Annotated in this window: 13 protein-coding genes and 2 tRNA genes; 13 read left to right on the top strand and 2 right to left on the bottom strand. The window is 48.4% G+C overall.

Features of this window, described 5'->3' with window-relative positions:
- Positions 1–47: 47 nt before the first annotated feature.
- The 3 genes from orn (at position 48) to ACXAH4_RS19420 (ending at position 996) form a co-directional block, all read left to right on the top strand.
- Positions 48–593, top strand: coding sequence for an oligoribonuclease (gene orn / locus ACXAH4_RS19430; protein WP_119502708.1), 546 nt, complete (start codon positions 48–50; stop codon positions 591–593).
- Positions 594–711: 118 nt separating this feature from the next.
- Positions 712–787, top strand: a tRNA-Gly gene (locus tag ACXAH4_RS19425).
- A 133-nt stretch (positions 788–920) separates the two neighbouring features.
- Positions 921–996: transfer RNA gene (locus ACXAH4_RS19420), tRNA-Gly, on the top strand.
- Positions 997–1,005: 9 nt separating this feature from the next.
- Here ACXAH4_RS19420 and add read toward each other — a convergent pair.
- Positions 1,006–2,025 (bottom strand): adenosine deaminase, encoded by a 1,020-nt coding sequence (gene add, locus ACXAH4_RS19415; RefSeq protein WP_474841403.1) that lies wholly within the window; start codon positions 2,023–2,025, stop codon positions 1,006–1,008.
- Positions 2,026–2,651: 626 nt separating this feature from the next.
- Here add and ACXAH4_RS19410 point away from each other — a divergent pair.
- The 6 genes from ACXAH4_RS19410 (at position 2,652) to ilvN (ending at position 10,344) form a co-directional block, all read left to right on the top strand.
- The gene (locus ACXAH4_RS19410) at positions 2,652–5,123 is read left to right on the top strand and encodes a TonB-dependent receptor (RefSeq protein WP_474841399.1); all 2,472 of its coding nucleotides are present in this window, start codon (positions 2,652–2,654) and stop codon (positions 5,121–5,123) included.
- 50 nt (positions 5,124–5,173) lie between these two features.
- On the top strand, positions 5,174–6,760 hold the full coding sequence (locus ACXAH4_RS19405; protein ID WP_474883055.1) for a tetratricopeptide repeat-containing sulfotransferase family protein: 1,587 nt from the start codon (positions 5,174–5,176) through the stop codon (positions 6,758–6,760).
- A 102-nt stretch (positions 6,761–6,862) separates the two neighbouring features.
- The gene (locus ACXAH4_RS19400) at positions 6,863–7,354 is read left to right on the top strand and encodes a DUF4442 domain-containing protein (protein ID WP_474883053.1); all 492 of its coding nucleotides are present in this window, start codon (positions 6,863–6,865) and stop codon (positions 7,352–7,354) included.
- Positions 7,355–7,531: 177 nt separating this feature from the next.
- Positions 7,532–7,906: a MaoP family protein gene (locus ACXAH4_RS19395; protein WP_474841393.1), complete on the top strand. Its 375-nt coding sequence runs from the start codon at positions 7,532–7,534 to the stop codon at positions 7,904–7,906.
- A gap of 222 nt (positions 7,907–8,128) precedes the next feature.
- Positions 8,129–9,847: an acetolactate synthase 3 large subunit gene (locus ACXAH4_RS19390; RefSeq protein WP_119502703.1), complete on the top strand. Its 1,719-nt coding sequence runs from the start codon at positions 8,129–8,131 to the stop codon at positions 9,845–9,847.
- The gene (gene ilvN / locus ACXAH4_RS19385; protein WP_119502702.1) at positions 9,847–10,344 is read left to right on the top strand and encodes an acetolactate synthase small subunit; all 498 of its coding nucleotides are present in this window, start codon (positions 9,847–9,849) and stop codon (positions 10,342–10,344) included. The genes ACXAH4_RS19390 and ilvN overlap by 1 nt, the downstream gene beginning before the upstream one ends.
- Positions 10,345–10,400: 56 nt before the next feature.
- On the opposite strand, the gene ACXAH4_RS19380 is transcribed toward ilvN, so the two are convergent.
- A complete protein-coding gene (locus ACXAH4_RS19380) occupies positions 10,401–11,357 on the bottom strand; it encodes a hypothetical protein (protein ID WP_474883051.1) in 957 nt (318 codons plus the stop codon).
- 195 nt (positions 11,358–11,552) lie between these two features.
- Between ACXAH4_RS19380 and tatA the strand changes: the two genes are divergently transcribed.
- The 4 genes from tatA to ACXAH4_RS19360 are packed head-to-tail and all read left to right on the top strand — an operon-like array spanning position 11,553 to position 13,422.
- On the top strand, positions 11,553–11,792 hold the full coding sequence (gene tatA / locus ACXAH4_RS19375) for a Sec-independent protein translocase subunit TatA (protein ID WP_119502700.1): 240 nt from the start codon (positions 11,553–11,555) through the stop codon (positions 11,790–11,792).
- A complete protein-coding gene (gene tatB, locus ACXAH4_RS19370; protein ID WP_119502699.1) occupies positions 11,792–12,091 on the top strand; it encodes a Sec-independent protein translocase protein TatB in 300 nt (99 codons plus the stop codon). The genes tatA and tatB overlap by 1 nt, the downstream gene beginning before the upstream one ends.
- Positions 12,092–12,850, top strand: a complete 759-nt coding sequence (tatC, locus tag ACXAH4_RS19365; RefSeq protein WP_474841388.1) for a twin-arginine translocase subunit TatC — start codon at positions 12,092–12,094, stop codon at positions 12,848–12,850.
- A 50-nt stretch (positions 12,851–12,900) separates the two neighbouring features.
- Complete coding sequence (locus ACXAH4_RS19360; protein ID WP_119502697.1) at positions 12,901–13,422, top strand: hypothetical protein; 522 nt, start codon at positions 12,901–12,903, stop codon at positions 13,420–13,422.
- The last annotated feature ends 1 nt before the right edge of the window (position 13,423 follow it).

Genomic DNA, 13,423 nt, shown 5'->3' with positions numbered 1-13,423 from the left:
TACCGTTTGTCAGGCCCGTGTGCCATGTTAAAGACGAGGAAACTAGAATGACAAAACACGATGGCAATTTAGTCTGGATTGATATGGAAATGACAGGGCTGGACCCTGAAACCTGTAAGGTGCTGGAAATTGCCACTATCGTCACTGACCCGCAGCTCAATGTACTGGCAGAAGGGCCGGTGATCGCTGTACATCAGCCGGATGCGATTTTAGATGGTATGGATGAGTGGTGCACCCGTGTGCACGGTAACAGCGGGCTCACTGCCAGATGCCGCGAGAGTCAAATTGATGAAGCCGAAGCGGCGAAACAAACTATCGCATTTTTGAGTGATTACGTAGATGCCGGCAAATCGCCCCTGTGTGGCAATACTATCGGACAGGATCGCCGTTTTATGGTGAAGTATATGCCGGAACTGGAAGCGTATTTTCACTACCGCAGTATAGACGTGAGCACGATTAAGGAGCTGGTTAAGCGCTGGCAGCCGGAAATTCTCGACGGTTTCACGAAGAAAGGTGTGCATCTGGCACTGGACGATATCCGTGAGTCTATAGCTGAATTGCAGTATTACCGGGAAAAAGTGTTTACGATTTGAGCGAACGAACCGGTATTTCGAAAAAAATTCAAATTAAGTGTTGCGCATCGCCGGGATTTTTGTAAAATGCGCTCCACTTTTGCGAAGGGCCACTTTCGCAAAACGACTGAACCGGTTTGCGGGAATAGCTCAGTTGGTAGAGCACGACCTTGCCAAGGTCGGGGTCGCGAGTTCGAATCTCGTTTCCCGCTCCAATTTTTCAGTCATCACCAAGTCTTTTGTTGCGGGAATAGCTCAGTTGGTAGAGCATGTACCTCGTCACGAAGTGATTGCCAAGCTTGGCAAGTGACGAAGATATGAATCTACACACCGTAATAAGTCGACAATGCGGGAATAGCTCAGTTGGTAGAGCACGACCTTGCCAAGGTCGGGGTCGCGAGTTCGAATCTCGTTTCCCGCTCCAATTCTTCATCTATATTTCTTGATTTTCCGACACATAATCCTGCAAATCTGCAAGGTATGCCTGTTTCTGTGCATCCGGTAACCAGCTCGCTTTGAAACTGTTTTCTGCCAGTGTCACCAGCTCTTTAACGGTAAAGTCACCTTCTTCCTGAAGGGCAATAAAATTCTCATTCAAATAAGCCCTAAAATAAGACGGATCGTCAGAATTGATACATGGCATCAGTCCGTATTGCAGCATCTTTTTGATTTCAGCAGAGGTCAGTGACTGCACTACAAAGCGGTTGGATACAGGACATACGGTCAGTCCCAGCTTTTTCTCTCTGGCCAGGTTACATAATGCCTCAGATTCCAGAATGTTGACGCCATGGTCTATGCGGTCAACGCCAATATCTTCTATCACCTGCCGGATGTGCTCCAGAGTATTATCCTGATTTACATCGCAGTGCATGGTGAGTTTCAGGCCCATACTACGGGCTTTTTCAAAAACAGCGCTGAACTTAGCCGGCGGGTTATTCTTTTCGTCAGAATCCAGCCCCACGCCAATGATTTTATCCAGGTGGGGTTGCGCCATCATCAGGTGTTCCATAGCGGATTCAGCAGACATGTCCCGCAGGAAACATAAAATGAGATTGGTCTGCACACTCAGTTCAGCAGCGGCATCACTGCGGGCGCGGTGAATACCGTTTATCACAGTATCAAAACTCACACCACGGCTGGTATGTGCCTGCGGGTCGAAAAACAGCTCAACATATACAATATTTTGCGTGGCTGCTTTGCGGAGATAGTGCATGGTGAGCTGATAAAAGTCAGATTCATCTTTCAGCACGCTCATCCCTGCATAATAGATATCCAGAAAAGAGGGCAGGTCATGGAAGTTATAAGCTGCAATCATTTCCTGCGGTGTCTTAGCCTGTAACGACACATTATTTTTCTGCGCCAGAGCGAAACTTAACTCCGGCTCCAGTGTGCCTTCAATATGTACGTGAAGCTCTGCCTTGGGCAACTGTTCTAAAAAGGGTCTTAATTCCATAAATACCGCCACCTGATAATGAGTAGGAAAAAACTGTTCTGTTTTATAGTCAGCAAAAACTGAGCCTGACCGGGTCAGAGTTAGCAGGAAGTCATGATTTAAATAAGTCCGGGATTTCGGGGACTACCGTGAAAGCAGTAAACACGCTGCCGGACTCAGCTTGCCGCTGCCACTCAACGTAAAAAAGGCAGGTAAACAAATTAAACATTCAGGGATTTATTCACGTTAACATTTTATTAATGAATTTTTATTCAATTTTTGACGCGCGATGCTGGTGCAATAACCACTGAAGTTGCACGAAAGTCTTGCTTGCTATGTCTTGTACGGCGTGCCAGTGTGGTGCGGTCAGCCGGAACAGATAGTGTTGGAAGATTATCTTTCCATTTATATGCATTTTTATTCATTTTTAAGTGTTTGTGGCGTAGCTTTTCCAGTAAAATTAAACAACCAGACGGCACAAAACGTGCACTTCGGGTGATATGCAACGGTATGCCAATACGGTTGCCACGCCCGGCGACACTTTTTGATGTTTCACTCCGCACTGTACGGGTTGAACAAAGTGAAGTCTGCAAGCGCAAGATTCATCAGACCGGACGACGTATCCGGTTTCAGGAGAACACACAAACATGAAATCATTTCCCCGTAGCGGATTTGTATATTCCGCTATAGCCGTTGCTATTGCCGGCGCACTGGCATCGCCGCAGGTTCTGGCCCAGGAAGCTCAGGCCACAGAAAAACAAATCGAAAAGATTGAAGTTACTGCAACCCGCCGCAGCGGTTCATTGCAGGAGGTGCCGATTAATATCTCTGCGCTGACTTCAGACGTTATGGCTCAGCAGGATATTGAAGATCTCGATGACGTTGCCCGCTGGGTGCCCGGCCTGACGGTAACTGACCAGGGCGGTCGCTCTGACTCTCCTGTTATTGTGCGTGGTCTGAACACCAATTCTTCAGGCCCAGGTTCTGATGGTGGCACGGTCGCCACTTACTTCGGTGAAATTCCTTTATTTCTGAACATGCGTCTTATTGACGTTGACCGTGTTGAAGTACTGATTGGTCCGCAGGGAACCTTATACGGGGCCGGTACACTGGGCGGGGCTATCCGTTACATTCCTAAAGCGGTGGATCTGGATTTCACTTCAGGAGAAGTATTCGGTGATGCATACAGCGTCAGCGAAAGCGATTCTTTAGGCGGTGAAGGCGGCTTTATTTTCAACGCGCCGCTGATCGACGGTGAAATGGGTGTGCGCATGTCGCTTAACTATTTCAATAATCCGGGCTTTCTTGATTACAACTACGTAGTGCGGGAAGGCGGTGTATCTCTGCCTGATCCGGATTGGAACGACGATGCGGCAGTATCAGAAAATCTACGCCGTGTTGAAGATGCCAATGGTGAAGACACGTTAACTGCCCGCATAGCGCTGCGTTGGGTACCGAACGACTGGCTTGACGGTACTTTAAGCTACTTCTATCAGAAGCAGGAAGTTGAAGGACGTTCAATCACACAATTTGATGCGCTGGCCGCAGATAATCCGCTGAGCGATGTGATTGGTCCCTATGAATCGGCTTACCGCTACGAAGAGCCCCGTGAGAAAGAAGATGAATTACTCAGCCTTGAGTTGAAAGCGGATCTGGGGTTTGCTGAACTGGTATCTGCTACCGGCTATTCTCAATTCGATGCAATTGGTCAGCGGGATCAAACCGATCTGCTCATCCGTCTGGACTACAGTTATGAAGAGTTTCCTGCGTTTTCTGCCTACACCGAAGAAGTGGACGAGCGTAAAATTCTGACTCAGGAATTGCGTCTGGTCTCACAGGCGGAAGGTCCGTTAAGCTGGATTGCAGGCTTCTACTACAATAAAACGGAATACGACGGCTACAGTAAAGAATTTACCCCGGGCTTTGATGAATATGCCATTGATGTCTGGGAAGTCGGCGGAAACTACCGTCCTGATTCACTGGAATACTACTCAGTCAGCAACACAGAAACTACCGAGTCAGCGTTTTACGGTGAAGTCAGCTACGAAGTGAATGAAAAGCTCAATGTGACACTGGGTATGCGTGCATATCAGTACGACATCGAGTCAGCCTCTGCTATAGACTTACCGTTGTACTACTCAGTGTTTGAAGGTCGCGGTGAAGATTCCATTGAACTGGATTACAGTTCTGCACCGGCGGATGATTCAGGCACATTGTTTAAATTCAATGCCAGCTATCAGTTCGATGACAACACAATGGGTTATGTGACCATAAGTGAAGGTTTCCGTATTGGTGGTGCTAACGGTGTTGGTGCCTGCCCGTCTGATATTGATGATATCGCCACGCAGATTGTTTGCGCTTTGCCTGATGAGCAAAATTTCGAGCCGGATACCACTACCAACTACGAACTCGGCCTGAAGAGCAGCTACTTTAAGAACCGTTTGCAGTTGAATCTGGCCTTGTTTAACGTGGACTGGGATGATGCACAGGTAGGCGGTGCGACCATTAACGGTCAGCAACCTATCACCACTAATGCCGAAGGGGCTAACTCCAGAGGTGCTGAAATCTCTGTGCGTGCACTGGCAACCGATAACATCACCCTTTATGCCACCTATTCAAAAACCATTGCTAAGCTGACTGCTGATGCGCCATTCCTGTTCGGTGTGTTCGGAGAGCAGGGCAGTGCATTGCAGGATTACTACGACGGTAAAGATGGCGATCGCCTGCCGGGTTCTCCTGAACAACAGTTCTCATTCGGTGTGAACTACGCCACTGAAGTTCTGGATGGCAAGATGCTGGATCTTAACTACGGCTTAACCGCTCAGGATGAGGTGTTCTCGACGGTTGGCCTGCGCCAGAATGGTGAGGCACTGCCGGGTTATGCAGTCAGTAACTTTAACGCGAAGTTGTCTGACGATGTATGGAGTGTCACTTTCTACATTGATAACCTGTTCGACAAGTACGCTTATACTTCGGTTCGTCGTGACCGCGGTGATATGGGACTGGCGACGTTTGCCTCCATGACGCCTAACGGTACCGAACTATTACGTAACTACGGCCACTACGTGTTAACACCACGCACCGTCGGGTTGAAATTCAACTATCAGTTCGAACTCTAACGGATGGTTTATGTTAGGCTAAAGGCACCGCTAAGGTGCCTTTATTTTTTATGATGGAAATAAGAGAACACTGTTTACTGACTGCGAAGCAGGCAATTAACAACAAACAATACCCGCAGGCACACCAGGCGCTTGTGCAGGCCATCAGGCAAACCGGTGACTTTGAAGAAGCCTATTTCCTGCTGGGCATTATTCACATTGAACTGATGCAAATAAGCAAGGCATCAGCACTGCTGGAAAAAGCCGTGAGCCTTGGCGGAACGGCAAAAACTTATGTTTATCTGGCGAAGTGTTTTGCCCTTCAGGGCAATATGACAGAGGCGAAAGCCGCTGCGGCAAACGCGCCGGTTTCTGCACTTGATGATGCTCTGTCTCTGGACACTGCCGGTGTGGCATTAAGCCGTGCGGGCGATCACCATACTGCGCTTAACTATTTTGAAAAAGCGCTTCAGCTGGCACCGGATAATCCTGCTTTTTATTACAATACCGGTGTTTCTGCCAAGTTCGCCGGTGATTTTGGCCGGGCTAAGGAAGCATTTGAAACGGCAATCCGCCTTGCGCCCGCATACAGTCAGGCACATTTCGCCCTATCAGACTTAGAAACCAGCCCGGATAATCCGGACAGGATAGCCGCACTGGAAGCACTGGATGCCTGGCTGGCTGAGCGTCAACCCCCTGATATTGACGGCAGATTGCATGTGGCCCACGCACTGGCGAAAGAATGGGAAGCGAAAAAAGAATACGGCGAGGCGTTTACGCTTCTTAAACTGGCGAAATCAGAAAAACTGGCAACTTTGCCGCGTCATGACAGCGACTTTTCAGCGGTATTCGATATGCTGGAGCGCATTGACCTTGAAGCGCCGGTAAACGCGCAACCGGTAACAGGCCGGCACACCCCGTTATTCATCACCGGCATGCCCCGTTCGGGCACTACGCTGGCAGAGCGTATTTTGTCGAACCATACCCGTGTGGCTTCAGGCGGTGAGTTACAGGATTTCGGTGTCAGCGTGAAAGAAATTGTACGCACGCCCTCACAAGTGGTGCTTGATGCTGAAACGCTGACAAAAGGGATGCAGTCAGACCACCCGGCCATGGGCAATCGCTACCTTGAACGTACCGCTCATCTTACCGGCGGCAAGCCATATCTGGTTGATAAACTGCCATTCAATTTCTTTTATATACCGCTTATCCGCAAAGCACTGCCGCAGGCACGCATTGTGTGCATGCTTCGTCATCCCATGGATACCTGTACCGGCAATTTTCGTCAGTTGTTTTCAATAAACAGCCCTTACTACAGCTATGCCTATGACATGGATACGATTGGGCGGGTGTATACCCGGTTTTACCATCTTATGCAGCGGTGGGCAAAACAGGCACCTGACCAGATATATCTGCAATCCTATGAAGCGCTGGTTACAGACCCCGCGGGAGAAATTAAAAAGCTGCTCGGGTTTTGCGGTTTGCCCTGGGAGGAAAAGTGTTTGCACGTGGAGCAAAACGATAAACCGGTATCTACGGCCAGTAAAGTGCAGGTAAGAGAAGCCATCAACGCAAAGTCTGTAGGAAACTGGCGCAGATACGAAGCGCATCTTACAGACCTGGCTGCTCAGTTTGAGAAAAGCGGCGTGCCTTACTGAATATCTGAGTGCTGGTGCATGCCACATAAGCTGGTCGGATGACTTGATTTTCATCTGACCAGCGGCTACTCTCACTGGTCTAACCAGAATAAGAGAAGCAAGATGGCAAAACCGAATCCACTGAGACAGTTTGCTTTAAAAGCAAATAAATACCCTTCCTTTATCAGCCGCCGTTTGATGACGGCGATGTTCCGCCATACGGTTAAACTCGCGGGCACGGCCAAACTGGATATTCTTGCTTCAGATCTCACATCGGTCACGTTTCAGATTAAAAACCGTAAGCGGGTTCAGAATCACATTGGCAGTGTGCATGCTGCAGCGATGGGCTTACTGGCGGAATCTGCCACCGGGTTTATCGTCGGGGTAAATCTGCCTGGAGACAAACTTCCGCTGATTAAATATATGAACCTGAAGTACGTAAAGCGGGCTGAGGGCGATATGAAAGCAGAAGCGATACTGACTGCGGAACAAATTGCTCTTATGCAGACGGAAGAAAAAGGTGAGGTGCTTGTTCAGGTTAAAGTGACTGATGCAAACCACATCGAACCGGTGATGTGTGAAATGTGCTGGGCCTGGGTACCAAAGAAAAAATGACAGTAATATTAAGATCTGTGTAAAAAGCGGCTGGTGCCGCTTTTTTTGTTTGACATCCAACGTCATAAAAACTATTTGTTGTGTTGCGAAAAGCACAAGTTTTGTTAGTGGCTCTGTTGCCTGATTGGCATGGCCTGAAACCGTTCTCAAATAGCATTGCAGCAAACAGGTTTTAGTATGACGAATAGTACTCGTGATAGTCTGATAAAGCGCCCGTTTATGGATAAAAAGCATTATCCCTACGGATTTGCACGTTCCGGCGATTTTTCGATAAAAGAAGCGAAAATTCTCGCAGAAAATGGTAGTGTGATTGCAGCACTGGTAGATGGAAAGCTGACACCTGAAACGGATCAGGATATGCGCTTCATTGCTGTTGCTCATGGTGAGACCGAACCGGCTTCACCAGAAGAAAAAGTGTGGCTAAAGTACCAGAAACGTATTAACCGACCTAAAGCCGCCTCAATTTATGGCTCCAAAAAAGTTGCACTGACAGAATCTGACGAAGACGGTGGCACTGCGGACGACACCGATATCGTGTTAGATGACGATTAACTTGTAAATCAGTTGTAACTGCCATCCTATATTTGGCTGTAAAATAAGCTAAATGGGGATATTCATCCTATTTATTCTATATATTGGGATACATGTCTCACTTTTAGCCATTTTTTTGTTTTATCTTTCTAATGCCTTCGTTATAGTCCGCGCTACGGTATATTCCGCATATATTTTTAATAAGGTTACGAGACACAAATCCATAATACAGGAGATTTGACTGTGAAAATGATGTCAGGCGCTGCCATGGTGGTTGAAGCGCTAAAAGATGTGGGAGTCACACATGTGTTCGGTTACCCCGGTGGTGCCGTTTTAGACATTTACGATGCGCTGTTTGCGCAGGATGATGTCAAACATGTCCTCGTACGTCACGAACAGGCGGCCGCCCATATGGCGGATGGTTATGCACGTTCAACTGGCAAAACCGGCACAGTCCTCGTCACCTCAGGTCCGGGCGCAACCAATACCATTACCGGTATTGCTACTGCGTACATGGACTCTATTCCTATGGTGGTATTGTCCGGTCAGGTAATGTCATCACTCATTGGTGAGGATGCATTCCAGGAAACGGATATGGTGGGCTGTTCCCGCCCCATCGTTAAACACAGCTTTCTGGTAAAACGGGCTGTTGATATTCCTGAAGCCATTGCCAAAGCCTTTTATATTGCCAACTCCGGCCGTCCGGGCCCTGTAGTGGTTGATTTGCCGAAAGATATTGTAAACGTTCAGGATTCCCATCCGTACGTATTCCCTGAGTCAGTGGCTATGCGCTCGTACAACCCCACTGAAAAGGGCCATATGAAGCAAATCAAAAAAGCCGTTGCTTCTATGCTTAAAGCAGAACGTCCGGTCATGTACGTGGGTGGTGGTGCTGTTGCCTGTGAGGCATCCGGTAAAGTTATAGAGCTGGCTGAGAAGCTGAATGCACCGGTAACCTGCACGCTGATGGGGCTTGGCGCTATGCCGGGTACCCATGAACAGTTCGTCGGTATGCTGGGTATGCACGGTACGCTGGAAGCCAACAAAACCATGCACAATTCAGACTGCATTATTGCACTGGGTGCCCGTTTTGATGACCGTGTTACCAACAACGTTTCAAAGTTCTGTCCTCATGCTGAAATCATTCATGTGGATATTGACCCTGCATCGATTTCAAAAACCATTAATGCGCACATTCCCGTTGTTGGCAGTGTGGATAAAGTGCTTGACCAGATCCTTGAGCAACTGGCTGATGTGGATTTCTCCGGCCAGAAAGAAAAGCTCAGCGACTGGTGGCAACAAATCACCCAGTGGCGCGGCCGTGAGTGTCTGAAGTACGAACAGGGCGATACGGTAATTAAGCCACAGCGTGTTATCGAAGCTTTGTACAAGCACACCAACGGTGATGCGTACGTCAGTTCTGACGTGGGTCAGCACCAGATGTTTGCTGCTTTATATTATCCTTATAAAAAGCCCCGTCAGTGGATCAATTCCGGTGGTCTGGGCACCATGGGCTTTGGTTTACCGGCAGCCATGGGCGTACAGTTCGCACACCCTGAAGCGACCTCTGTGGTTGTAACCGGTGACGGCAGTATTCAGATGAATATTCAGGAACTGTCTACCTGTTTGCAGTACAACTTACCGGTGAAGATTATTTCTCTGAACAACCGTGCGCTGGGCATGGTACGTCAGTGGCAGGATATGATTTATAAAGGTCGTCACTCTCATTCTTACATGGACTCAATGCCTGACTTTGTGAAGCTGGCAGAGGCCTATGGCCATGTAGGTATCAAAGTGGATCGTCTCGATGAGCTCGACGCCGCGATGGAAAAATGTTTCAGCTATACCGACAGACTGGTATTCATGGACATTGCTGTAGACCAGAACGAACACGTTTATCCAATGCAAGTGAAATTCGGTGCAATGGATGACATGCGCCTGAGCAAAACGGAGCGAACCTGATGAGAAGAATTATTTCAGTATTAATGGAAAACGCGCCGGGCGCACTGTCACGTATCGTGGGCGTTTTTTCACAACGTGGATATAACGTTGATTCACTGTGTGTTGCCGCAACAGACGACCCCAGTTTGTCACGCCTGACCATTACCACTCACGGTGATGATAAAGTGATTGAGCAAATTACCAAACAGGTGAACAAACTCATCGACGTGCTTAAAGTGGTCGATTTAACCGACGGCACCCACGTAGAACGTGAACTGATGTTGATTAAAGTGGCTACACGGACTGAAGAGATCCGCGCTGAAGTGAAGCGCACCAGTGATATCTTCCGTGGCAGTATTGTTGATGTAAACGGCAGCAATTACACCATTGAAATCACAGGTACATCAGACAAGCTGGATGCTTTCGCGTCTGCAATGGGTGAATGTGCAGAAATTATCGAATCATCCCGCACCGGCGTATGCGGATTAGCCCGCGGTGAACGCGCGCTGAGACCATAAATCAGCGGTAGTAAAAAGAACGATAAAACCGGTATCGCCCTGTGATACCGGTTTTTTTATGCCCCTTTGCCGTAATACACTTCCACCCGTAAAGCCAGCCCGTACGAAGGTTTAAAATCTTCTTCCTTCAGCCATAAAACAAACGGTTCTATTTCGTAAAACAGCCAGTCACGTGTGGGATTCATGCGGTAGCGGAAGCTGGTGTACACCTCACTGAGCTCGTTTGACGGTTTTGTCAGTCCTTCTGTAAAAAGGGTATAAATAGCAGCGGAATGTGAAGTCAGCGGTTGCAGGTATTGCAGTTCGTGCCGCCACAACCAGTCTTCGCGTTCATCGCGGTAGTAATAACGGTTGTTGAAGCGGAATACATGGTCGTCGTGGCTGAGATATTGAAATGTTGCTCCTATTTCAGCACCCAGTCCGTCGCGGTTGTAATAATAGGTTTCAGCGTCGTAAAACAGGGCGACTGTATCGGAGAGCGGCGCCATATCCTGAAAACGGGCTTTCGCATAAATTTGCCCCCGCCGTCCGGTACCAATCCGGTACGACATTCTGGCATTGTCACTGGCACGGTAACGCAGGGCGATGGTTGTGTTATCACGGTTCCGGGCTACCGGGTCTCTTGCCGCTTTAATGGTATTTTGGTTATCGTTATCTTCGTTATCGCTGAGAACCAGGTCTACGCGGTCTTCCAGTGCCGGCAGTTTTACCCGGATCCGGAAACGTAAATCCATTTCACTGAGGTCCCGCGTTCTGGGTTCCCAGCCCAGGCTCACCCGGCCTTCGGCCCTGGCATCACGGTAAGCGTCACTGCCTTCCAGAGCAAAAAAACTGTCGAGCTGCCGTGCGGTGTAGTCCATGGAGCGGGTTAGCTCCTGTTGCCAGTTATCGAACCAGAGTTTTTCATCTGTACCGGCTTCTGCCTGCTGGCTTTGTTCAACCGGAAGACGCTCAACGTCTCCGTCTGACAACCGGGGCAGTGCAACACACAGTAACAACACGATACATGACATAAATTAATTCAGGGTTTCAGACCCGGGCTTCCTATCCAGTTTTTAGCATGAAGTGAAATCAGGCATTCGTCAAAAGTTTAAATAAGTATAAAAACGTAAAGATGAAACGGTTCACCTCACAATTGTAAATTATGTCGTGAAAGGTTCTTATAGCGGTGGCATACTGTGGGTCTTGATGTAAAGGAGATTTTTTTGATGGGTGGAATTAGTATCTGGCAATTGCTGATTGTTTTAGTGATTGTTGTTCTTCTGTTTGGCACCAAGCGACTCAAGAGCATTGGCTCCGATCTGGGTGGTGCAGTAAAAGGTTTTAAGAAAGCAGTAACTGATGAAGAGTCAGATGCTGATTTCTCACAGGAAAAGCGCGTTGAAAACAAAAACGAGGCGCAATCTGTAGAAGCAGAGTCCAAGGCAGACGTTAAAGAAAAATCCTGATGTTTGACATTGGCTTCTGGGAATTATTGGTGATTGGAGTGCTGGCACTGCTTGTGCTGGGGCCGGAACGTTTACCCGGCGCAATGCGCTCCACCATCAAAACAGTGCGCAGCGTGCGTAATATGGCAACAGGCTTCAAGCAGGAAGTGGAACACCAGTTACGTGTGCATGAATTGCATGAAAATCTGAAAAAGGCTGAGCAACAGGGCCTTAAAGATATTGCGCCGGAACTTAAAGAAAGCGTCGATGAACTCAAAGATGCCGCGAAGTCCGTGCAGGAACCTTATAAAAAGAAGTAAATGTCTGACGCTAACTCTCTTATCTCGCACCTGATTGAGCTGCGAAACCGTGTCTTGCACGCACTGGCAAGTGTGCTGCTGGTGTTTTTGTGTCTGGCGTATTTCGCTCAGGATCTTTACCGTCTTCTGGCTGAGCCTTTGCTGAGCACGATGCCGGAAAACACATCCATGATTGCAACGGATGTTGCATCACCGTTTTTTGCACCGTTTAAACTTACGCTGGTGCTGTCATTTTTCATTGCTATTCCCTATGTGCTTTATCAGGTCTGGGCCTTTGTCGCGCCGGGCTTGTACAAGAATGAGAAAAAGCTGGTCGCGCCGCTGTTATTCTCAAGCACACTGCTATTTTATGCGGGGATGGCTTTTGCCTATTTCGTGGTTTTCCCTATTGCCTTTGCGTTTTTTAACAGTGTGGCGCCTGAAGGGGTAACGGTCAGTACGGATATTTCCAGCTATCTGAACTTCGTACTTAAATTGTTTTTTGCATTCGGGGTGTCATTTGAGATCCCGATTGCCATCATATTGTTATGCTGGACGGGGGTGACCGATGCGGCAACGCTGCGTGCTAAACGTCCTTACGTGGTGGTCGGTGCCTTCATACTGGGCATGCTGCTGACACCTCCGGATGTTATTTCCCAGACATTACTGGCAATTCCAATGTGGTTCTTATTTGAAGTGGGCGTCATCGTCGGTGGATTTTACGCAGGTAAAAAAGAAGATGATGAGGACGAGCAATCGTCCGACTCTGAGTCAGTTTAGCTCAGACAGATCGGGACAGACGATCTGAAGGTGACAAGTAAGGAATAATAATGAAATCAAAAATAAAACTGGCCGGTGTGGCCCTCATTGGCGCTTTATCATTTACGGCGCAGGCTGAAACCGTTACTGAAGCCATGCAGGCTTGTAAAAACGAAAAAAACGACCTGAAACGTCTTATTTGTTATGACGCCGTTGCCGGTTCAATGAACATCTATGCCGGTGCAGGCAAGTCTGTTGATGACATTGCCAGCGAGCAACCCAAGCGTCAGCCGGTTGCCACTGCCAGCAAGCCACAAATTACGGAAGATGACTTTGGTCTGGAAGCACAGCGTCTGGCGGCAGAGAATCTGCCTGAAAATATGTCCGGTACCATTACGGATGTGTCGACCAGCCCGCGGGGTGACTACATAATCACGCTGGATAGCGGTATGGTCTGGCGTCAGACTTCCGATGATGTGAACTACAAATTCCGCAAAGGCGATACCGTATTGGTGGAGCGTGGTGCACTGGGTGCTTTCTATCTGAAGAAGTCCGGCGCCAGTGGCAGAATTGGCGTACGCCGGATCAAGTAAG

Source organism: Alteromonas sp. ABV2_168 (assembly GCF_056161165.1).
This window is presented reverse-complemented; position numbering and strand designations above follow the sequence as displayed.